This is a genomic window from Clostridium sp. 1001283B150225_161107_B6 (assembly GCF_015556325.1).
GTDB lineage: Bacteria > Bacillota > Clostridia > Lachnospirales > Lachnospiraceae > Enterocloster.
In genome coordinates, this window is the sequence record NZ_JADNMD010000007.1 from 203688 (window position 1) to 225560 (window position 21873).

General features: G+C 44.1%; 19 protein-coding genes. 17 read left to right on the forward strand and 2 right to left on the reverse strand.

The window, feature by feature from the left end; translation table 11 throughout:
- The first annotated feature begins 14 nt into the window (after positions 1 to 14).
- The 4 genes from I2H39_RS17465 (at position 15) to I2H39_RS17480 (ending at position 4103) form a co-directional block, all read left to right on the forward strand.
- Positions 15 to 1280, forward strand: coding sequence for an aconitase X catalytic domain-containing protein (locus tag I2H39_RS17465; RefSeq protein WP_195627130.1), 1266 nt, complete (start codon positions 15 to 17; stop codon positions 1278 to 1280).
- A complete protein-coding gene (locus I2H39_RS17470; RefSeq protein ID WP_195627131.1) occupies positions 1268 to 1693 on the forward strand; it encodes a DUF126 domain-containing protein in 426 nt (141 codons plus the stop codon). The genes I2H39_RS17465 and I2H39_RS17470 overlap by 13 nt, the downstream gene beginning before the upstream one ends.
- A 42-nt stretch (positions 1694 to 1735) precedes the next feature.
- Complete coding sequence (locus tag I2H39_RS17475; protein WP_195627132.1) at positions 1736 to 2800, forward strand: proline racemase family protein; 1065 nt, start codon at positions 1736 to 1738, stop codon at positions 2798 to 2800.
- 61 nt (positions 2801 to 2861) lie between these two features.
- Positions 2862 to 4103, forward strand: a complete 1242-nt coding sequence (locus I2H39_RS17480; protein WP_195627133.1) for an amidohydrolase family protein — start codon at positions 2862 to 2864, stop codon at positions 4101 to 4103.
- A 57-nt stretch (positions 4104 to 4160) separates the two neighbouring features.
- Here I2H39_RS17480 and I2H39_RS17485 read toward each other — a convergent pair whose 3' ends face one another.
- Entirely contained in the window at positions 4161 to 5054 is an 894-nt protein-coding gene (locus I2H39_RS17485; RefSeq protein ID WP_195627134.1) for a LysR family transcriptional regulator, read from the reverse strand.
- A 319-nt stretch (positions 5055 to 5373) separates the two neighbouring features.
- Here I2H39_RS17485 and I2H39_RS17490 point away from each other — a divergent pair, with 319 nt between their 5' ends.
- The 11 genes from I2H39_RS17490 (at position 5374) to I2H39_RS17540 (ending at position 17740) form a co-directional block, all read left to right on the forward strand.
- Positions 5374 to 6222: a polysaccharide deacetylase gene (locus I2H39_RS17490; RefSeq protein WP_195627135.1), complete on the forward strand. Its 849-nt coding sequence runs from the start codon at positions 5374 to 5376 to the stop codon at positions 6220 to 6222.
- Between the two features lie 27 nt (positions 6223 to 6249).
- The gene (locus tag I2H39_RS17495) at positions 6250 to 7344 is read left to right on the forward strand and encodes a C45 family peptidase (RefSeq protein ID WP_195627136.1); all 1095 of its coding nucleotides are present in this window, start codon (positions 6250 to 6252) and stop codon (positions 7342 to 7344) included.
- A 99-nt stretch (positions 7345 to 7443) separates the two neighbouring features.
- Entirely contained in the window at positions 7444 to 8568 is a 1125-nt protein-coding gene (locus I2H39_RS17500) for a permease (RefSeq protein WP_195627137.1), read from the forward strand.
- A gap of 20 nt (positions 8569 to 8588) precedes the next feature.
- On the forward strand, positions 8589 to 8921 hold the full coding sequence (locus I2H39_RS17505) for a DUF1622 domain-containing protein (RefSeq protein WP_195627138.1): 333 nt from the start codon (positions 8589 to 8591) through the stop codon (positions 8919 to 8921).
- 60 nt (positions 8922 to 8981) lie between these two features.
- Positions 8982 to 10055 carry a tartrate dehydrogenase gene (locus I2H39_RS17510; protein WP_319638402.1) on the forward strand — a complete coding sequence of 358 codons (1074 nt, stop codon included), beginning with the start codon at positions 8982 to 8984 and terminating at the stop codon, positions 10053 to 10055.
- 249 nt (positions 10056 to 10304) lie between these two features.
- Positions 10305 to 11543, forward strand: coding sequence for an MFS transporter (locus I2H39_RS17515; RefSeq protein ID WP_195627139.1), 1239 nt, complete (start codon positions 10305 to 10307; stop codon positions 11541 to 11543).
- Positions 11544 to 11607: 64 nt separating this feature from the next.
- Complete coding sequence (locus tag I2H39_RS17520) at positions 11608 to 12750, forward strand: PatB family C-S lyase (protein ID WP_227147581.1); 1143 nt, start codon at positions 11608 to 11610, stop codon at positions 12748 to 12750.
- 118 nt (positions 12751 to 12868) lie between these two features.
- Positions 12869 to 13531 (forward strand): response regulator transcription factor, encoded by a 663-nt coding sequence (locus tag I2H39_RS17525; protein WP_195627141.1) that lies wholly within the window; start codon positions 12869 to 12871, stop codon positions 13529 to 13531.
- Positions 13500 to 14951, forward strand: coding sequence for a HAMP domain-containing sensor histidine kinase (locus I2H39_RS17530; RefSeq protein WP_207746859.1), 1452 nt, complete (start codon positions 13500 to 13502; stop codon positions 14949 to 14951). The genes I2H39_RS17525 and I2H39_RS17530 overlap by 32 nt, the downstream gene beginning before the upstream one ends.
- 16 nt (positions 14952 to 14967) lie before the next feature.
- Positions 14968 to 16209 (forward strand): MFS transporter, encoded by a 1242-nt coding sequence (locus tag I2H39_RS17535; protein WP_195627143.1) that lies wholly within the window; start codon positions 14968 to 14970, stop codon positions 16207 to 16209.
- Positions 16187 to 17740 carry a BCCT family transporter gene (locus I2H39_RS17540; RefSeq protein ID WP_227147566.1) on the forward strand — a complete coding sequence of 518 codons (1554 nt, stop codon included), beginning with the start codon at positions 16187 to 16189 and terminating at the stop codon, positions 17738 to 17740. Before I2H39_RS17535 ends, I2H39_RS17540 begins: the two co-directional genes overlap by 23 nt.
- Positions 17741 to 17792: 52 nt before the next feature.
- Here I2H39_RS17540 and I2H39_RS17545 read toward each other — a convergent pair whose 3' ends face one another.
- Complete coding sequence (locus I2H39_RS17545; RefSeq protein ID WP_319638403.1) at positions 17793 to 18707, reverse strand: MurR/RpiR family transcriptional regulator; 915 nt, start codon at positions 18705 to 18707, stop codon at positions 17793 to 17795.
- Positions 18708 to 18999: 292 nt separating this feature from the next.
- On the opposite strand from I2H39_RS17545, the gene I2H39_RS17550 reads away from it, so the two are divergent.
- Both I2H39_RS17550 and I2H39_RS17555 read left to right on the forward strand, forming a co-directional pair.
- The gene (locus tag I2H39_RS17550) at positions 19000 to 20394 is read left to right on the forward strand and encodes an AbgT family transporter (RefSeq protein WP_195627145.1); all 1395 of its coding nucleotides are present in this window, start codon (positions 19000 to 19002) and stop codon (positions 20392 to 20394) included.
- Positions 20395 to 20433: 39 nt separating this feature from the next.
- Entirely contained in the window at positions 20434 to 21870 is a 1437-nt protein-coding gene (locus tag I2H39_RS17555) for an aspartate ammonia-lyase (protein ID WP_207746861.1), read from the forward strand.
- Positions 21871 to 21873 lie beyond the last annotated feature (3 nt).

The following is a 21873-nucleotide window of genomic DNA, read 5'->3' on the forward strand; positions in this document are numbered from 1 at the left end:
GAAAGGAGACATGAATGAGATTAACTGATTATGAGAAGGAGATGCTGGACGGCGGACAGGGTGAAATGCGCCAGCAGGCCATGCAGGCCCTGTGCGATCTGGCCGAGTTCTATGATGTGGAAGAATTTGTGGAAATCGTGGGATGTCATGATGACAGCACTGTGTATGCGGGAGAAGCTCAAGTAGCCTTCGCGGAGCATCTGGCTGATCATGGAGCCAGGTTTGCGGTTCCTACTACCACCAATGCCACTGCGTGTGATATCAATCTCTGGGACCGTCAGAGGCATGATGTGGAAACTATGGCTGCTACCCGCCGGATTGAGGCGGCCCATGTGAAGATGGGAGCCATTCCCACCTGGTCCTGCGCCCCTTATCATGTGGGGGTGACGCCATCCTTTGGTCAGCAGTTTGCCAGTGCGGAGTCTAATGTAATCTGTTACTATAATTCCATTATCGGAGCGCGGACCAACCGTTATGCAGGACCTTTGGAGCTTTTGTGCGGTATTGCGGGGCGAGTTCCTTACTTCGGCCTCCATGTTCCTGAGAACCGGTATGCACAGGGATTGGTAAAGCTGGGAGATGACATAAAACCGGAGTATTTTGAGGAGGAGGATATTTACAACCTTGTTTCCTACTCATATGGCTCTATTGTAGCGGACAGGATTTGGGCGCTTCAAGGTATACCAGCTAAAGGAATTACGAATGAGATCTTAAAACAGTTCAGCGCCACGGCTGCTTCGTCCGGCGGCATTGCTTTGTTCCATATGATTGGCATCACACCGGAAGCACAGACGTTGGAGCAGGCCTTTAATGGGCAGAAGCCCGAGGAAGTGGTGGAAATTCATTTATCGGATTTAGCCGAGGCAGAACGGCAGCTTACAAATCCGGATGTGACGGATATTGATGCAGTGGTTCTGGGATGTCCCCATTGTTCCTATAATGAATGTGCCAGAGTTGAAGAACTTTTCAGGGGAAGAAGAGTGAATGACAATGTTAAATTCTGGCTGATTACTCCCAGGAGTGTCAACGACCGGTTAAAGGACAGCGGGCTTTACGAACGCCTGACCCGGCTGGGGGTGGAGATTTATTGTGATGGCTGTATACTGGAATACAGGAATAAAAATTTAGGGACCAATACCATGATGTCGAATTCCGGTAAATTTGATACATACTGCTTCTCCATGCGCGGCCTGCAGCCGGTATTTGGAAGTATGAAGGAGTGCATTGAATCCGCGGTAGCGGGTAAGGTGGTAAAGGAGGTTAAGCCATGGAGAAAGTAACAGTAAAATGTAAAACGGCAGTCTATGGTAATGCCAAGGCAGAACTTCTATGGGCTAATGAACCAATGAGCTTCTGGGGAACCGTGGATCCCAAGAGCGGAGTGATTCGGGATAATCGTCACGCCCTGTACCAACAGAATATGTCAGGCAAGGTGCTGGCATTTACCACACCGAAAGGCAGCAGCGGAACCGGCTTGATTATCCTGGAACAGATTCGTAATCACTGTGCACCGGCAGCTATCATTAATCTGCGCAGCGACCCGGTGGTGCTCACTGGTCCGCTTATCGCAAAACGGTTCTACAATGTGGCAATTCCGGTTGTCAACATAAGCGAAGAGGACTATGCAAAGCTTGAGGGCGCAAAAGAAGTGGAATTCTTTGAGGACAGGGATGAAATAAATATTTATTATTAATATGCCAATAAAGAAATAGAAAACAACAAGGAGGAAGTAAAAATGAGTTTTAAGAGAGTAATTAATGTGGTAGAGACTCATGACGGGGAACCTATGCGCGTTGTAACGGGCGGAGTTGGACATATCCCGGGAAACAGTGTATATGAGATGGAGGAGTATTTACGACTGTATAATGACGGGCTGCGCAAGTTCCTGCTTCGTGAACCAAGAGGATACCCGCCAATGTGCTGTAACATTATTGTTCCCCCAAAGCACCCGGATGCGGCAGCAGGGTTTATCATTATGGAGCAGACCGAATATCCCATGATGTCAGGAGGCAATGTAATATCGGTGGCTACCGTTCTTCTGGAGACAGGAATGATTGAGATGAAGGAACCCTATACAGAGTTCCAATTGGAGGCTCCTGCCGGATTAATAGGCATCAAGGCGAAATGTGAGAATGGAAAGGTGACGGAAGTGACCTTTAAGAACGTGCCGGCATTTGCTGTATACACAGACACGGAAATCACAGTTCCCCATATCGGTCATGGAGTGGAAAAGGTCAAAGTGGATGTTGCCTGGGGCGGGATGTTCTATGCAATGGCGGATGTGCGCCAATTCCCATGGATTGAACTGACACCAGACATGGGCCGCGAGATTACCCGTGTTTCCTCTCTGATTCTCAAGGCAGCCCAAGACCAGCTGCCAGTGGAACATCCAAACTATCCTGGTGTGGGAATCACCATCTCCCAGTTGTTCGGACCTACCGACGATCCGAAGGCAGACATCCGAAATGCCGTTACCGTTGCCAGCGGAGCCGTTGATTTTGACAATCCATCCACTTGGATTGGTGCGCTGGACCGGTGTCCATGCGGAACCGGCACATGTGCCAGAATGGCTGCCATGTATGCAAAGGGTGAGTTAAAATTGAACCAGCCATTCCGTCACCAGGGATTGTTGGGGGTTGTTTATAAGGGAGAACTGGTTGAGGAGACAGAGATTGGCGGACGCAAAGCGGTAATTCCTACCATCGCCGGAGAATCCTGGATTTATGGGTATGGCAATCTTGTGCTGGATTCTACCGATCCATTTACAGAGGGATTTACAATTGGTGATATCTGGGCATAGAGATTGTTTGACTCACGTATCTTGTGCGTGAAAACAGGAAAAGCGCTTTAAAGGAGAGATTATGAAAAAATATGCATTTCGGGGCGGGCTGCTGATTGACGGGACAGGAGCGGCAGCAGTGGAAAACAGCCTTGTTCTTGTGGATGGAGATAAAATCACCTATGCTGGTGTGGACCAGGCTGTACCGGACGGATATGAGGTATATACTATAAGCGGAAAAACAATCATGCCAGGCCTGATTGATGCCCACCTCCATTTTTCAGGAAACCTGACAGACAACGATACAGACTGGCCCACGGAAGATAACCTTCAGAAAGCGGTGGTTGCCGTACAGCAGGCTCATGAATGCCTGGAGGCAGGGCTTACAACGGTGGGAGAGGTTTCACTGTTTGGTATCCATATCCGCAATATGATTGAACAAAAAGTGATGAAAGGCCCGCGTGTGGTTGCAACGGGCCGTGGGTTCTGTGCCACCTGTTCCCACGGAGATTCCCACAAGGTTTCCATCGAGAGAAACCGGGAAGGACATCCGTGGGGCGAGTGTGTGGACAGTCCATGGGATTTGAGGAAAGCTGTTCGGCGAAGACTTCGCGAAAACCCTGATGCAATCAAAATCTGGGCAACCGGAGGAGGCATCTGGCGCTGGGAAACTGCCATGGACCAGCATTATACCATGGAAGAAGTCCAGGCCGTTGTGGATGAGTGTAAGATGCGCCACATCCCCGTCTGGTCTCACTGCTTTGGCAGCGCAGCCAATTCCGTGAAGGCAGGTGTGGACTTAATCATTCACGGCCAGTCCCTGGATGACGGGACGCTGGATTTGATGGCGGAAAAGGGAATCGCACTTTGTCCTACCATCAACTTCATGCCTGCCTGGTTGACCACATTTCCACCAAAGTATGACCCGGCTCTTCATGACCAGTATCCGGGTGAAACGGTTGCGGAGAAGGATTTAAACCGCATTTATGCGAATTTGAAGAAGGCCAAGGAGAGAGGGATTCTTCTGACCACTGGTTCGGATTCCTTTAACTCTCAGATGACACCTTACGGGGAGACCACGGTGGGAGAGCTTCATGCCTTTGTGGAGTGTGCAGGAATCAGTGAAATGGACACCATTGTTGCCGCTACATTAAACGGAGCTAAAGTACTGCGCGTGGATGATATAACCGGTTCCCTTGAGGCAGGAAAGAGTGCTGACCTGCTGGTAGTCAATGGAAATCCTCTAAAAGACATCCGGGAGCTTACGGTTGATACCATGGATGTAATCATGAAGGAAGGGGATTTCATAAGAAAGGATTTGTAGAAATAAAGTTTTAAAATATGATACCGCCTATCTTGTTCTGGTACAAGGTAAGCGGTATTATTGTTTGAATTTATACATATTTTGCGCCAAGGCGATGAAGCGCTTCACGGCGCTGTTTGAGTCCACCCTGTAACCCAGACCAATGTCAATGGGAAAATCCATGGTTATGTCCATGGGAAGCGACGCAAGGGACGGAAAGCTTTTCCAGTACATGGAGTAGTAAATCAGTATCAGGTTATCCAATTCACATTTCAGGGGTAGAGAACTGCCATAGTGGTGGATGTCAATAATCTGGACATCGGGGGCAACTGATGTTATGTAATCCCGTAGACGGTCATCTGCCCGGGTGATGCCTTTCGCATACATCATGATTTTCTGTCCATGTAAATCGTGTATAGAGATACGTTTTTTGACAGCAAGAGGATGCTTGGGGGACATTCCGCAGCAATGTCTGTCTTCCATTAGCTTTATGAAACTGTAACGGGAATCTTCAAATACATAACCGCACATATATTCTGTGGTAATGTCAAAATTATCATTCAGAAAATTTTTGAAATAACTTTCTAATGGATATTCGATGAACTGAAGGGTGATATTTGGATATTGCTCCGCAAATCTGCGGCATATTTGCGGAAGAAGTTCTGCCGTAAAGTTCGGCAGAGTTCCTATACGAATAATTTCCCTGGATTTTTCTTCTAATTCTTTACAGCGCATCAGTACTGTATTAGATGTGTGTATTATCTTTTTTGCTTCCCGATAAAAATATTCTCCGGCAGGTGTAAGGGTAACTCCCTTATTATGGCGGTCAAAAATATGGAATCCCAGCTCTTTTTCCAATAGATTTATCTGCTGTATCAGCGCAGTGCGGGAAATGAACAATTTGTCGGCGGCGGATGAAAAGCTGCCTGATTCGGCAATTACGATAAAAGAATCCAGGTGTTTATCATACATAGGATATTACCTCCTGCAAGGATGGCTGGATGTAAGGTTTTCCTTTACGCGGATATAGCTTATTTATTCTTCTTTGAGAGAGAAAAGCGTGGTAAGATTCAGGTATAAAGAGATTGTTAAAAATGCTTATATAAATCGTATAAAACAAATAAATATTTATAATATTTTACTGTATTTTGACCAGTAATGTCAATAGCTAAGTTTTTATTCCACGGCCATGGAATTTAATTAATAAGCCAGTGCACGGTGATTTAAGAAAAACGGACCTGACAAAAACTATGAAGCCTATCGTCGATGTATTTTAAGGAGGAAATGATTTATGCAGAAAACTGGAAAAGTTAAATTGCCGCCTGGAAAGAAAGTCGCTGTCAACCTTGGATGTGATTTTGATGCTCAAAGTATATGGGATGGTTCCTATAATCTTCTTTCACCTGCCTATATGAGCCGTGGAGAGTTTGGCGCAGAGGTAGGAGCCCCGCGTCTGTTGGAGCTGTTTAAGAAGTATAACATTAAGACCAGTTGGTTTATACCGGGTCATACGGCTGATACCTTCCCGGATATCTGTAAGGAAGTCCTGGCCGCAGGACATGAAGTGGGATGTCACGGATATGTACATGAGAATCCCACTAAGTCGGCTTACGAGCAGGAGAACAAAGTGTTACAGATGGCGTTGGAGTCCTTAGATAAGATTGGAGCTCCCAGGCCGGTCACCTATCGTTCACCGTATTGGGATTTCAGCCCGAATACTATTAGAATCCTGGAAGAAAACGGATTTCTGTATGACAGCAGCCTGATGGGGAATGACCTGCATCCATATTATCCAAGACCTGTGACGCCTCATTCGGACCGTGCCAATGAATTTGGTGAACCATCCAAGATTCTGGAACTGCCTGTGTCCTGGTTCCTGGATGATTTCCCGCAGACGGAATATCTGACAGGAGGACAGGAAGGACAACGTCCTGCCCAGGATATCTATGACAGATGGGCTTCCATTTTTGACTATGCCTGTAAGCTGGATGGGGCATGCTACATTCTGACGACACATCCGCAGACAATTGGTCGTGCCCATATGATTCAGATGTATGAAAAGCTGATTAACTATATGGCAGAAAACGGAGCCTGGTTTGCTACTGCTGCGGAGATTGGCGCTAATTTTATCCCTGACTAGAGCGCGGAAAGCGAAAGGAGTGGAGTTGTGTTAAATAAGGAATTATTTCCTATCATAATTGCTTCAGGTACACCTTACGAGATTGGATTAACTCATGGGCGGGAGGCAAAAAAACAGGTAGAAATCAGCATTAATACATACAAAGCGATGTTTTGGGATTATTCCAATATCAGGTGGGAGGACGCGTGTAATTATGCAAGAAGCTTCATTCCGACCATCAATGAATATGACCCGGATTACATGGAAGAAATCAGGGGTATTGCAGAGGGGTCCGGTTATGGGACTGACGAAATATTGGCCCTTAATGTCCGCAGTGAGATTGTACTGCAGGGCAGCCAGATTAACAGCAGCAATACAGATGGATGTACTACATTCGTGTTTACACCCATGATGACGGAGAACGGTTCGACCCTGTTGGGCCAGAACTGGGACTGGAAAATGACAGAGCAGGCAGGCTGTATCATCATGCATATCAAACAGCAGAAAAAACCGGATATAACAATGGTCACAGAGGCCGGAATTATAGGAAAGATTGGATATAACAGCGCGGGAGTTGGCGTTACCCTTAATGCGCTGTCATCCAGCCAGAAGGTGGAAGGTAAGGTTCTGCCCCTGCACATCGCCATGAGGGGAATGCTTGACAGCCAGACTCTTTCTGACGTAATCCGGGCAACTACCTGTATGAACCTATCCTGCTGCGCTCACTATATGATTGGCAGTTCCAAGGGAGAGGGAGTAAGCCTCGAAGTAGGACCTGGCGATTTTGACGCACTGTATGCGGAGGAAGGCTGGCTTGCCCATACCAATCATTTTATTACTCCGAGACTCATGTACGTAAAAGATACCACAAGGGTCTCTCTTCCAGACAGTTTCCTGCGTCTGGGAAGGATGAGGACTATGGTGCGTATGCTGGACCATAAGGTGAGAGTGGCGGATATCAAGAAAATGATGAGCGACCATACAAGCTATCCTGACAGTATCTGCCGTCATGAAGATGAACTTGAACCGGAAGGCAAACGTCTTGGAACCATTTTTAGCATTATTATGGATTTGGAACGTGAAGAAATGTATTTTGCGCCCGGCAATCCATGCAAAGCGGAATATCATCTTATAAAGTTTTAGTATCATATAGCAGATGAAAGGGTGCGTCTCACAAATCCTCTGGAGGAGAGGCGCATCCTTTTGCGTTCATGAAAATAAAAAAGTTGGGAGGGTATTGGGATGAATCCATTGTTAACAGTTTTTATAATCGGCGTGTTGGGTTATCTGCTAGGAAGTATTAAGGTAAAGGGGCTGTCATTGGGAACCTCCGGCGTTCTGATCGTTGCCCTGTTGTTCGGTCATTATGGGATGGAAATCCCATCTGTGATTCGCGAGTTCGGTTTAATTTGTTTTGTTACGGCAGTAGGCTTTATAGCAGGTCCTGTATTTTTTCGCAATTTTAAGAGTAAGGCATTGTCTTATGTGGTAATTGGCATCTTAATCATTATTGTCGGTGCGGGAAGCTGTATCCTGGTCATCACCCTTGCGGGGATTCCCACACCTTTGGCAGTGGGAATGATGACAGGGGCATTGACAAGTACACCGGGACTGGCTGCGGCCATTGATGCAACCGGTGATTCCATGGCATCCATTGGCTATGGAATCGCCTATCCGTTCGGCGTCATTGGGGTGGTGCTGTTTGTACAGCTCATACCGAAGCTGTTAAGGGTCGATATACCGGAGGAGGTGAGTAAATTAAACCGCTCCATGGAAAAGAACGTACATCATGATATGTCTGCAGATAAACACATGGAGCTGGATGAATTTGGTTTTTTCCCGTTTATGATAGCAACCATAGCTGGTATACTCATCGGAAAGTTAGTCATTCCCCTTCCGGCAGGTGCAAGCTTTACTCTTGGAACATCGGGCGGACCTCTTTTAGCCGGACTTGTAATGGGACATTTTATGCATGTAGGACCTGTGTCTATATCTGTTCCCAAGCCGACCTTGGAGACGCTTCGTGAGTTTGGTCTGGTGTTGTTCCTGATGGGGGCCGGGACCAATGCCGGTAAAGGATTTGTTGAAATATTGGCTCAGTATGGAATTGCGCTGTTCTTCCTGGGAGCTCTGATGACACTGCTTCCCATGGTAATAGGTTACGTACTGGCAACCAAAATTTTCTCCATGGATATACTGAACTCATTGGGATCTATATGCGGAGGCATGACCAGTACTCCGGCTCTTGGCACGCTATTGGCAGTCACTAAGACAGAGGCAGTGGCAGCTTCCTATGCGGCCACCTATCCTGTTGCATTGATTTTCGTTGTATTATCATCGCAGTTCATATCTATCTTGTTGATGTGAGCAGAACCAGGAGGTCTCGTATGTTTGCATTAATTGAGATGATACTTCCGGAGATGATTCATTTTCTGGAACTGATTGGGATTGTCATTATCTTTATTGGCGCTACAAGGGCTTTCCTGTACTATGTCGGTACTTATTTCAATCGTAATAAGGGAAGCAACATTAAGCTGATGCTGGGGTCTTCGCTGGAACTTGGTCTGGAATACAAAATGGGTGCGGAGATTTTAAAGACAGTTCTGATACGTGATATGAATGAGATATTGATACTGGGATCCATCATAGTATTGAGGGCACTGCTATCATTCCTGATACATTATGAAATGAAGCATGAGACAGTAGGGAATTTGAATTAAACAGTATCTGGCTGTCAAAGACAGTATGGTTTGAGAAGAAAAACCAGGAGGGATTGCATAGTGGATACATACAAGATAGCTGTCATTGCAGGCGACGGCATAGGTCCGGAGGTCCTGGAAGAAGGCGTAAAGGTATTAAAACAGGCGGCGGAATGCGATGGCGGTTTTTCCTTTGAATTTACGTATTTTCCATGGGGATGTCAGTACTATTTAGAGACCGGAAAAATGATGGATGAAGACGGGATAGAGACACTCGGGCAGTTTGATGCTATATTCCTGGGAGCAGTGGGATATCCGGGGGTACCGGACCACATTTCCTTGTGGGATTTGCTTTTGAATATCCGAAAGAGTTTTGACCAATATGTGAATCTTCGTCCGGTTAAGCTTTTGGAAGGGGCGCCTTGTCCGTTAAAGGGCGTAGACAGAAAAGACGTTGATATGATATTTATAAGGGAAAACAGCGAGGGTGAGTATGCAGGAAGTGGGAACTGGCTGTATAAGGGAAAGCCCCATGAGGTAGTACTCCAGGAAGGGGTATTTTCCAGGCATGGATGTGAGCGTATTATCCGGTATGCCTATGAGTTTGCAAGAAAGCATGGTAAGACCCTGACCAGTATCAGCAAGGGAAATGCGCTCAACTATTCCATGGTGTTCTGGGACAGCATTTTTAAAGAAGTGGGAAGTGAATACCCGGATGTAACGACATCTTCCTATCTGGTGGATGCAGCGAGTATGTTTATGATAAAAGACCCGGGGCGTTTCCAGGTCGTTGTCACCACTAATCTTTTTGGAGACATCCTGACGGATCTGGGTGCCGCAATTGCAGGTGGCATGGGGCTGGCTGCCGGGGCAAACCTGAACCCTGAACGGGAGTTTCCGTCCATGTTTGAACCAATCCATGGTTCGGCACCAGATATCGCAGGTCAGGGAAAGGCAAACCCACTGGCTGCTGTCTGGTCCTCCAGCCAGTTGCTGGACTTCTTGGGGCATGAAGATTGGGGAGCAAAGTTGGTTGATATCATCGAGGATATACTAATAGAGAAAAAGGTGCTGACACCTGACTTGGGCGGCACATCGACTACCAGCCAGGTAGGAGATGAGGTGGTTTTAAAGTTAAGGCAGTATACGATATGACTTATTATTTTATATTTTGAGATAGGGGCGGTTGCGTAGATTGATGTATGTCCAGGCAACGGCTCCTTTTTGTTGAAATCAGGCTGGGATTATAAGAACAGGTGAGATGCTAAATGGATGAAGTCAAAAAGCAACAGAACTGCAACAAATTAGCCACTTTTAGGCTGCAAAATCCCTGGTTTGGCCTGTTCTTTGATAGAATGCATTCATAGCGCTATAACACTATAAGAGAAGGGAAGATATAGGTGTATGAAGGGTGAGACATTAAAAAAATATTTTCTTTTAACCGTAGTTGCACTGGGGGCTGGTGTGATTTACAAAGTCACCTCCCTGAGAGAGGTGTTCTATGATGCAATGCTGGCTGGATTTCAGATAACGAATACACAGCTTGGAACTTTGAGCTCCATTTTTGGGACGGTATCTATGATTTGTTATCTGCCGGGAGGCATTTTGGCGGATAAGGTTTCTTATAAAAAACTGCTGGTTTTTTCGTTTTTGGGCAGTGGAGCTTTAACTCTGTGGTGTTCGACCATGCCGTCATTCAATACTCTTAAACTGATATTCGGACTTTTGGGATTCACGACAATTCTTACCTTTTGGTCAGCATTTGTAAAGACAGTGCGTTCCCTTGGAAGCGACGAGGAACAAGGAAGGATGTTTGGTCTTGCGGAAGGAATCCGTGGAATCAGTGGAATTGTGGCAAGCTTTGTGGTTGCGGGAATCATTCATGTGGCTGCTACGGAAATCGGAGGGATGAAGGGAACTCTGATATTTTACGGGGCCCTGTATATTGTTATTGGTATTCTTGCTGCGGTTCTTCTTCCTAATGCAGTACAGACCAAGGAAGAAAAATCCTTTGCCATGGGAGACCTGGTCCTGGCATTTAAAAATAAAGGTACATGGCTGGTATGCGCACTTGTTTTCTGCTGGTATATGGTTTACTGCGCCACAACCTATGCGATTCCATATCTGACGAATGTATATGGTGCCTCGTCCTCGGCCATCAGCATATTGAGTGTGATCCGGGCATATGGAATTGGAATCGTGGCAGCGCCTGTTGCCGGTTTCCTGGGCGACAAGATGAAATCCTGCTCTAAGGCATTGAGTTATACTTCTGTTCTTGGCGTTGTCATGATGATTATCTATCTAATAGTACCGACAAGACAGGATTTGATTGTTGTACCGGTGATCCTTACATTGACGTTTAGTTTCCTGGTCTTTGCGGCCCGCGGTATCTATCTTTCTCCCATGACTGAGGCGGGAATCCCGATGGCCCTTACAGGTGCTGCGTCCGGACTGATTTCTGTTTTGGGATATGCGCCGGATACATTTGCCTATAGTGTCATGGGGAACTGGCTGGACAAATATCCGGGAGCGCAGGGGTACCATTATATATTCATCATGTCGGCAGTATTTCTGGTTTTGGCTACCGGCGTTGGACTTTATATTTACTCCTATGGCAAGAAGTTAAACAGAGAAAAGCATTGATGAAATACATAAAATAAAGGAGGATTCGATTATGGGACGCTACGATTTTGGAGCTCAAAGGGACATGAGAGGTACAAATACCTGGAAATGGGATGGGGAAGGAAAGGTGTGCAAGTATCCCTTTGGGTGTGCGGATACAGATTATATACCACCCCAGGAAGTAACGGATGCGGTTGTCAAAAAAGCTATGCAGGGCAATCTGGCCTATGGCATATTGCCGCCGGAATTTGCCCAGTCCGTATCCCATTGGTATAGAAAACGGTTTAATACGGATGTAAACACGGGATGGGTCACCTATTCTCCGGGACTCATTGTGGCAATTAAAATGATGATGGATGCTATGACCCATGTAGGCGATAATGTGATAATCCAATCCCCGGTATATTTCAATTTTTCTTTAATCGTTAAACGAAATGGAAGAAATTTGGTGGAAAATACCCTGATATATGAAGAAGGTAAGTACCAAATTGACTTTGAGGATTTGGAAAAAAAGGCTTCGGATCCAAGAACAACCATGATGATTTTCTGTAACCCACACAATCCTGTGGCACACGACTGGAGCCGGGAAGATTTAGAGAGAGTAGCGGAAATCTGTAATAGAAACCATGTATTTGTATTAAGTGACGAGTGTCACAGCGATATCCTGTTTAATGGGACCAAACACATTCCGTATATAGCTATTAATGAGGAAACCTCTAGGAACAGTGCTGTAATTAATGCCGGTGGAAAGACTTTTAATATCAATGGTTTATATGTGGCATATGCGATTATTCCAAATGAGCAGGTGCGTAAGGCGTTTGAGATTGCTTATGCAAACCATCACTTTGATTTTAGCATGATTGGAGTTCCAGCTCTGATTGCTGCATATGAACACGGGGATACATATGTAGATGAAATGAATGCATATATCTGGGACAACATCATGTATTTAAAGGAGTTCCTAAAGGAGAGGATGCCGGAGGTAAAAATGGTGGAGCCCGATTCCACGTATTTGATGTGGCTCGATTTTCGGGCATGGGGAATGGATTGTGAACAGATTGACGCCTTTTTCCGCAGTGCAGGGGTTGCCTTGAATAAGGGAAGTACATATGGGGAAGATGCAGAAGGCTTCATGAGATTGAATGTGGCATGTACAAGAGAAGTACTGGAGAGCGCTATGGAGGATGTGTACAGTAAATATAAGGAAGTTTTTTTGAAACAGGAATAATAGCTTCCGGGACACAATGGAGAGTCGGGGATTATGGGGACGGGATGAAAGTAGTTCTGTCCCCCCTTTTTGAAATCTGCTATAATGGGAATGGAATTTTAGAAAGAGGGGTGGACTTATGAAGTCAATACTTATTGTTGAAGATGACCTTCCCATAGCAAAACTGATTCGAACCTATATTTCCTTTGCGGGATATGAAGCCAGCATAGCGCCGGATGGTGAGCGGGCCTTGCTGATGCTGGGGGAAGAAAAATATAATCTTGTAATTTTGGATTTAATGCTTCCGTATATGGACGGAGAGAAGATACTGGAAACAATCAAAAAATTGGACATTCCTGTCATAGTGGTTTCTGCCAAGTCAAATTTGGTAGACCGTGTACGTCTTCTGCGGGCAGGAGCAGACGATTATATTGTAAAACCATTTGAGAGCGCGGATTTAATTGCCAGGATTGAAGCTGTTTTAAGACGGTCAGAGAGGGCGAGTAAAGTTTTGGTATTCAAGGATATAGTGATGGATGTAGACCGGTATGAGGTACATAAGGGAAAGGATAAACTGGATATAACACCAAAAGAGTTTGAACTGTTCCGGTACTTTCTGGAAAATCAGAACAGGGTGCTTAAAAGAGAAGAGCTGTCTGCTCATGTTTGGGGCCAGGCATATATCGACAGCAGCAGAACTGTGGAAGCCCATGTCCAGCGGTTGCGTAAAAAGACAGGACTTGGCGATGAACTGCGGACGGTAAGTAAGGTTGGTTATATACTGGAGGATAAAAAGAACTGAAATGATTTATAAAATGAAGCTATGGCAAAAGATATTTATCAGTTCCCTGATAGCCAGCATCTTATTATTTGCTGTCTGTGGTATCATTGTTACGATTTCCGGCCACAAGAGAAACCTTCAATCCGAGAAAGAAGAAGCTTTTTGGATGGCATCACAAATGAAGAAGTGTGTGCAGCAGGCTGACCAAATGGGGGAAGATATAACAGACTGTTTCCAAAATCCACTTGTTTCGGATAAATTTTTTTTCCAATTATACCGAGGAGATACGTTAATATATGATGATTTCCATAAGCAACCAGATTCCCCCCGATATGATTTCGGATACGAATTAAAAAAAGAACCATTGGAAATCAGGGATATAGATAGAGTAAGCTATGCCTTTCTGGAGGATGAGATACTCTTAGGTGGTGAAAAGGGCAGATTCATACTGATTGAAGACTTTTCAGATGTATATGCCAGGTGTAATGCGCAGCTCCAGACCTTGTTTTTGATATGCGGAATATTATCAGTGGTATCTGCCTTTGTTATGCTCATAACCTCTCTTATTATCACACTTCCAATCAAAAAGATAAATGAAGCAGTAAAGATAGTATCCAATAACCATTATGCTTACCGGCTTCCCATTACAGGAACGGACGAATTGAATGAGCTTTCTGGCAATTTTAACATAATGTGTGAGGCAATTGAAAATAATATAAAAAACTATAAATCGGCAATTGATAATTTTGTCCATGAGGTGAAAACACCGTTGACTTCTATCATTGGCTACGCAGAGATGATTCAGTCATATCAGTGTACGGATGAGTGCAGGGAAGATGCTGTAAATTATATACTGATGCAGTCACGAAGACTAAACTCACTTGTCAGGAAAATCATGGGCTTTCTGATTGTGGAGTCCAAGCAGATTGAGAAGGAAATGATACTACTGGATGATGTAGTGAGTATGGCCTGTATTTCTGTTAAGATGCAGGCAGAGATTGAGGATATTCAGATTATATATAAAAACAAACCAGAAATATTTATGTATGGGGACCTGGAACTCTTGGCCACCTTGCTGGTGAACCTGCTTGATAATGCAATCAAAGCGTCTAATGCACATTCTCGAATTATAATAGAGACTGCTGACCAGGACGGCGCAGTGGAAATGATATCTGTGCAGGATTTTGGAATAGGGATACCGGAAGAGGAGCTGGACAAACTGACGGAGCCATTTTATATGGTTGATAAATCAAGAAGCCGTGCTCAAAATGGGGTTGGATTGGGTCTCTCCATATGTATGTCCATAATCAGGGCACATGAGGGAGACTTAAAAATTGTGAGCAAACCAGAAGAGGGGACAACGGTTTGTATATATTTTCCATTCGAGGACTATCTGCATGTAAAACGGGCGCAGGGTGCTCTGTTTAAAGGAATGGAGTAGGGGAGGGGAAAAGCATATGGACTGCAATTTTAAGAAAGTGAGTACCTTTTTGGCAGTAGTATTGGGATGGTCGATTATATTTGAACTCCCATATATTAGAAATAGCTTTTACATTCCCATATGTCAGGCTCTTAATTTAACAAACAAGGAGTTTGGTGGACTGTCCAGTATTTACTCCTGTGTGTGCGTGATTGTATATTTCTTTGGCGGTATTCTCTCTGACAGGATTCATTCACGCTGGATTTTGCTTCTGCCGTTTGTGGGGACTGGAATTCTTGGTTTTTGGTTCTCCAGCTTTCCTGATTATGAAGAACTGAAAATCATTTTTGCGCTCATGGGAGTTACAACTGTTATGACCTTTTTCTCCACAGCTATTCGGATTTTAAAGTGTTTGGGGAACCGATATGAGCAAGGCAGAATATTCGGTCTTACAGAGGCAGGTAAGGGCGCGTTCGCAGGGCTTACATTTTTAGTCATTCAAATTATGTTTAGGGCTCTTGGAGGAAGCAGGTTTGGGTTCGAATGGGTAATAAAGTCTTATTCTATTCTTAATGTTATAGTTGGGATTGGATTGGTGTTGATTGTGCCGGATGAGTATCTCTATGTTAGTCAGACCATGACTCTGAAACAGGAACTGAAGAAGGTTATTTCGGATTACAGGGTATGGAGTATGGGACTTATCGTATTTTTATCTTACTCTATGTATACATTTTTGAGTTTTATCCCCTCCTTTTTCCTGAAAGTATATGGTCTTTCCTTGGAAACCAGCCAGTCCATATCTATATGGCGTTATGGGATGCAGGTGGTGGGGGCTATCCTGGCCGGATGCCTGGCCGATAAGGTAAAATCCAGCTATAAGATGATCTTTGGAAGCTTCGTCATCATATTGTTATCACTTTTAAATTTTCTTACTCAGTTACATGCGGTGCCTTCTTTAATAATGGGCGTAATAGGGTTTGGAATTTTTTCTATAACTGTATACGGGGGAAAGGCTCTATACTATACAATGCTTTCTGAGAATTCCATTGATGAAGCCTGCATAGGCGGTACGGTTGGATTGATTGCAGCGATTGGATATCTGCCGGATACGTTTATGTACAGTATGGTAGGTAACTGGATTGACCTGGGAGGGAAGGGATATTATAAGATGTTTACTTATGCAATTATATTGACTTTGATTGGAGTTTTGGTTACAGGCATGACACTATATGGAATGAAGCGCAAGAGGAGGATTTGTGAAACAGACAGAAGAGAATAAAAAGTTGGATATATGGGCGTTTTGGCCAGCAACCATCCTGCTTACTGTCATGATTTTACTTGGTATATTTTTCCAAGAACAGATGGGACAGCTATTGAATAGCATGTTGTATCGTATGGCCAATTCTTTTGGCTGGTATGTTAACCTGATTTCTCTACTCTGCCTTATATTATCAGGTGTTTTTATTGTATATAAGTTTGGAGATATGAAAATTGGGGGCAGGGATGCTGAACCGGAGTTTAAGATATTCCACTGGTGCGCTATGTCCATTTGTGGAGGAATTGGAACCGGACTGCTTTTTTGGGCTATTGGGGAACCAATTTACCATTTTGCAGCGCCGCCTGCAGCCGCCGGTGTAAAAGCACTTACCAGAGAAGCAGGTATATTCGCCATATCGCAGTCCATGTGGGACTGGTCCTTTGTCCAGTATGCCATGTATAGCTTGTGTGCAGTTGCATTTGCCATAGTTACTTACAATTGCAGGAAAAGTCTTTCATTTGAGTCCCTGGTAGAACAGGTATTTGGTCAACCTGTTCCGTGGCTGACAACACTCATTCACGGATGTTCTATTTTCTGTTTATGCAGTGCGGTTGCCAACTCAATGGGAGTAGGACTGATGCAGATTGGGGCTGGCGTAGAGGCGGTTTTTGGGGTTTCACAGTCGTATGTATTATGGCTGGTCATTGCAGTTATCATGGGAGTAATTTTTATATTGTCCTGTACGTCCGGAATACAGCGTGGATTGAAATGGATATCATCCATTACGATGTGTATGTTTTTTGCTCTTCTGTTGTATGTGATTTGCTTTGGGGATGCAGAATTTATCGGGAAAATAGGTGTGGAAGGGTTTGGAAATCTTCTGGATAACTGGGCCTCAAAAACCGTTATCACAAATGTGATGGCTGAACAAGATACATGGCCGGCTAATTTCACTATTCAGTATTGGACCTCTTTTATCGTATATGCTCCTGTTATTGGTATGTTTCTCAGCCGTATGGCTAAAGGCCGAACAATACGGCAGTTTGTGCTAGTGAATATATTAGTTCCGTCGTTTTTTTGTTGTATATGGATTGGAGTCTTTGGAGGCATGACAATACGTCTTCAGTTCAAAGGAATCATGGATATATGGGGCGCTGTAAACCAGTATGGCATGCAATCTACTGTATTTCAAATTTTGTCTTCATTACCAATGGGAACCGTTGTTACGGTGTTCTTTCTCATAGCAGTCTGTTTATCATTTTGTACCCTGGCAGACCCTATGTCTTCTGTGCTGGCGACACTGAGCGTCCGGCAACTTTCTGTGAATGATGAAGCGCCAAAACGTGTTAAGATTTTTATGGGAATACTGATTACGGTGTTTTCTTATCTGCTGGTTGCCTCGGGAGGAATATCATCCATTAAAAGTATGAATTTATTGATTGGAATAATCATGTCTTCCGTGATGCTCCTATGTATTGTGGCAGCGTTCCGGTTGACAGCAGGGTATTTAATTACTGATAAGGATCCGGTAAAAGAAGAGCATTCACAGTAAGTACTAAAAGCTGTTGTAAGATGACTGGCAATCAGTGTCTTGCGGCAGTTTTTTACTCTGTCTCTTTTTTTGCAAAGTAGACATGGTTTTCAGAGGCAAAGGCCTCAAATTCTTCCATATTTGCGCGTGCCTTTTCAGGATTTTGGTTCACTATCTCCAACATCAGACAGTTAATCAGACAGAATACGGAGGAAAAGGAATCCACATAGGAATAGTAAGCAACAGGAACCTCGAAAATAATGTCGGCTAAATCACAGCAAGGAAAAGCCAAACTATCGGTAATGAGTATAACGGAGATATTCTTTTGGGCAAAATGTTTCATGAAATCAATTGTGATACTGGGATAGCGGGAAAGAGCTATCACGATTGCGATACAAGAATCATTAGCTTCATTAACGAGTGTGTGTGCCTCTCGATTCCATTCATGGAACTGATATACCCGACCGCGTATTTTGGAGAGTGTATACCGGCAGTAGTTTGCCAGGGAATGAGATGCCTGAAACCCTGTAACAATAACATTTTGAGCCTGGCTGATGTGTTGGGCTGCCTCCGTAATTTGTTCGGGATCAATGCTGTGCAATGTATTTTTTAGATTAGTTTGCTCCTGGTAAAAAAAGGACAGACGTTCATCATAACTTTGTGAGGACTTCTGGTTTTGGCCCACAAGAAGAGATAGCCTGTCCACAGAGGAGAGCTCTTGCTGAATCATAGATTGAAGTGCCTGCTGCATTTGATTAAATCCCTCGTAGCCTAATATAGTAGCAAAGCGAATTACGGTGGCATTGCTGACACCGGCATCATTGGCAAGCTGAACAGAATTTAAAAAAGCTGCATTTTTATAATCGTTTAAGATGAATTCGGCCAAAGCATTCTGCTTTTTGGTACATTTTGTTCTCAACTCTTCTATTTTTTGAAGAATATTTTTTTTTTGATTCGTGATAACAATCTCCCCTCTCTCTAAGAATATGAAAAGATTTCTTCATATAGATAATACTAGATGAAGAAAGATATGTCAATCACTACTATTGAATGACAAAAAAATAACAATAAATTTGGAGAAACTTCATTTGAGTTATACAATATGCATAAAAAATCCTGTACTAATTTGTGAAAATGAGAAAATGAAGAGATATCTTCAAAATGGCATTGACGATGACATAATATTGTGATAATCTGCAATTAAGAAGAATATTCTTCACAATGTGGAGTGGCGAGGGGCTGTCGCCGTTGAAAACTTAATAGTGAATTGGAGGAGTAGCATGAAGTTGTTTAAAAACAAAAAGGGAGATGTGGCACATCCATGGTTTGCACTGCTGATTATCCTGCTGCTGCTGGCTGTGGCGGTGAATTTTATACCCAGCGGTGAGTATACAAGAGTGGCAGTAAACGGACGCATGGTGGTTGATCCGGATTCGTTTAGGTCAATTGATAAGATTTATTCCGGCATAGGAAATTTTTTTGTTTCGTTTTATGAGGGATTTTGTAACGCGGCAGGTTTGATTGCCATGGTGTTCTTTGTTGGTGCAGGGTTTGGCGTTGTAAAACGTATCGGGCTGCTTCAGACAACAATATCCGCAGCCTGTATTAAACTAAGAAAACTCCCTTTTGCAGCGTCATCCTTTATTGTGATGCTTTTGATTACATCGCAAGGACTATTTACGGGTGTGTGGGAGATGAATCTGGTATTTCTGCCCGTAGTAATTCCGCTTTTTATGACGATGGGATATGATTTGATGACAGGCGCGGCAATTGTTATCCTGGCTTCCTGTGTCTCCAGCGGATGTGCATTGGCAAGCCCTTTTACAACTGCAATTGCCCAATCCATATCAGAACTTCCTATTTATTCGGGATTATGGTATCGCTTTATCTGCTTCTGTCTGATTTTCGTTACCGGCTGGTTATTTCTTATGCTTTATGTGCACAAGGTAAAAAAGAATCCCGTAAAATCGCTTACCAGGGGTATTGAGAACCAGTATCAATTACTTGATACAGAAAACGTGGTATTCACGCCTGCATTAATTCGATCTGGTGTAGTATTTTTATTGATTTTTGTTTACATGATTTATGGCGCATTGGCAAAAGGCTTTTCCTTTGCAGAGATGTCGGCCTGCTTCGTGGCTATGGGTATTTTTGTCGGTCTGACATATGGAAGCAGCATGAATGAAATCTGTGAAATGATGGCGGATGGTATGAAGGAAATGTTTCTTGCAGGTACAGTCATGTTCTTTGCACAGTCAATTCTCTATCTGCTCAACTATACCATGGTAATTGACACGGTGATTCATTTCCTGGCAGGACTTTTGGAGGGAGCAGCGCCCATGGTTTCGGCTGTAGGAATGAACCTGATTCAGAATATACTGAATTTTTTTGTTCCTTCCGGATCGGGAAAGGCAGCGATTACCATGCCGATTCTTGTAACGCTGGCGGATATTGCGGGAGTGACGAGACAGACGGCCTGCCTGGCATATCAGTTTGGAGACGGGTTCTCTAACTTTTTCTGGTTTACCAATGGAGCATTGATTGCAATGCTGGAAATTGCAGGTGTGCCATATCAACGTTGGATTAAGTTCTTCTGGAAAATCTTCCTGGCATTTTTGATAATTGGAATGATTATGGTTGCCATTGCAGCCCAAATTCATTTGGGACCGTTTTGATTAACAATATAAAATAATACATAGAAAGGGAAAATAAAAATGAAAATGAGAGTGGAGCAGGACTGTATCGGAACAAAGGAAATTCCGGCGGAGGTATATTACGGAATTCAGACAGAAAGAGCAAGAGAAAATTTTATGGTGTCTGGGCGGACTGAAGAAGACTATCCGGAATTTGTGGCCGCAATTGCAAAAATAAAAAAGGCGGCAGCTTTGGCAAACGGAGACTGCGGGGCTTTGACAAAAGAGGTGAGCGAGGCAATCTGCCGGGCGGCGGATGATGTGATTGAGGGAAGGTTGATTGGTCAGTATCCGATTGATATTATCCAGGGCGGAGGAGGGACCTCTGCAAATATGAATCTGAATGAGGTAATTGCAAACCGGGCAAATGAGATACTGACAGGAGAAAAGGGCTACACAGCCGTACATCCCAATACCCATGTAAATATGGGGCAGTCCACCAATGATGTGATTCCTTCTGCTATGAAGATTGCCTGCTATGATTACTTTGAAAAGCTGATTGCTTCTGTTAAGAATATGGAAACTGTACTTGCAGCAAAGATGCAGGAATATAAGAATGTGGTGAAAATCGGAAGAACCTGTATTCAGGATGCTTTGCCGGTAACATTTGGACAGGAATTCAGCGGATATTATGAAATCATGAAGCGTCGCAGAGAAAAGCTGGAAGAACTGCAGAATAAATGTAGAAAGGTACCGCTGGGAGCAACTGCAGTGGGCACAAAGATGAGCGTTCATGAGGGATATATGGATTATTTATACCCGGAACTTTCAAAGGTGCTGGGACGTGAGATGGTTCAGGATCCGAACCTGTTTGACGGGCTTCAGAATGCAGACGCTTATGTGGATTTTTCGGCAGGCTTAAAGGCTCTGGCTTGTGCGGTATCAAAACTAGCCACTGACTTGAGAATCTATTCCTCTGGTCCCAGAGCAGGATTTCAGGAGATTACACTTCCATCCGTACAACCGGGTTCTTCTATTATGCCCGGCAAAATTAACCCGGTTATGCCGGAGCTGATGAATCAGATCTGCTATCAGGTATGTGGAAATGATGTGGTTATTACCATGGCCTGTGAAGGTGGTGAATTGGATTTGAATGTGTGGGAGCCAGTTATCATTAAAAATATTGAGGAATCTGCAAAACTTCTGACAAACGGAATCCGGCTTTTTACGGATAGGTGTCTGAAGGATTTAAAAGTTAATCAGGATATCTGTAGGGAGTATAGTGAAAAATCCCTGGCGCTTTCCACCGTAATTGCAACCTTGATTGATTATCCCGCAGGAGTTAGGGTGGCCAAATTGGCAGAGGCAGAAAATATCTCCATTAAAGAGGCATGTCTTAAAACAGGAGTGTTGACAGAGACAGAGGCAGAGTATTTGCTGAATCCCATGCTCCTTACAGACGGAGAGGCATTCGCACGTACTATTCGTAAATATAAAGAAGAGCATCATGTGGACTAAGGA

Coding starts and splice junctions, on each gene's coding strand:
- I2H39_RS17550 (WP_195627145.1), top strand. CDS start 19,000: ATGAAGTTGTTTAAAAACAAAAAGGGAGATGTGGCACATCCATGGTTT.
- I2H39_RS17470 (WP_195627131.1), top strand. CDS start 1,268: ATGGAGAAAGTAACAGTAAAATGTAAAACGGCAGTCTATGGTAATGCC.
- I2H39_RS17490 (WP_195627135.1), top strand. CDS start 5,374: ATGCAGAAAACTGGAAAAGTTAAATTGCCGCCTGGAAAGAAAGTCGCT.
- I2H39_RS17505 (WP_195627138.1), top strand. CDS start 8,589: ATGTTTGCATTAATTGAGATGATACTTCCGGAGATGATTCATTTTCTG.
- I2H39_RS17525 (WP_195627141.1), top strand. CDS start 12,869: ATGAAGTCAATACTTATTGTTGAAGATGACCTTCCCATAGCAAAACTG.
- I2H39_RS17485 (WP_195627134.1), bottom strand. CDS start 5,054: ATGTATGATAAACACCTGGATTCTTTTATCGTAATTGCCGAATCAGGC.
- I2H39_RS17535 (WP_195627143.1), top strand. CDS start 14,968: ATGGACTGCAATTTTAAGAAAGTGAGTACCTTTTTGGCAGTAGTATTG.
- I2H39_RS17475 (WP_195627132.1), top strand. CDS start 1,736: ATGAGTTTTAAGAGAGTAATTAATGTGGTAGAGACTCATGACGGGGAA.
- I2H39_RS17520 (WP_227147581.1), top strand. CDS start 11,608: ATGAGAGGTACAAATACCTGGAAATGGGATGGGGAAGGAAAGGTGTGC.
- I2H39_RS17465 (WP_195627130.1), top strand. CDS start 15: ATGAGATTAACTGATTATGAGAAGGAGATGCTGGACGGCGGACAGGGT.
- I2H39_RS17515 (WP_195627139.1), top strand. CDS start 10,305: ATGAAGGGTGAGACATTAAAAAAATATTTTCTTTTAACCGTAGTTGCA.
- I2H39_RS17500 (WP_195627137.1), top strand. CDS start 7,444: ATGAATCCATTGTTAACAGTTTTTATAATCGGCGTGTTGGGTTATCTG.
- I2H39_RS17555 (WP_207746861.1), top strand. CDS start 20,434: ATGAAAATGAGAGTGGAGCAGGACTGTATCGGAACAAAGGAAATTCCG.
- I2H39_RS17480 (WP_195627133.1), top strand. CDS start 2,862: ATGAAAAAATATGCATTTCGGGGCGGGCTGCTGATTGACGGGACAGGA.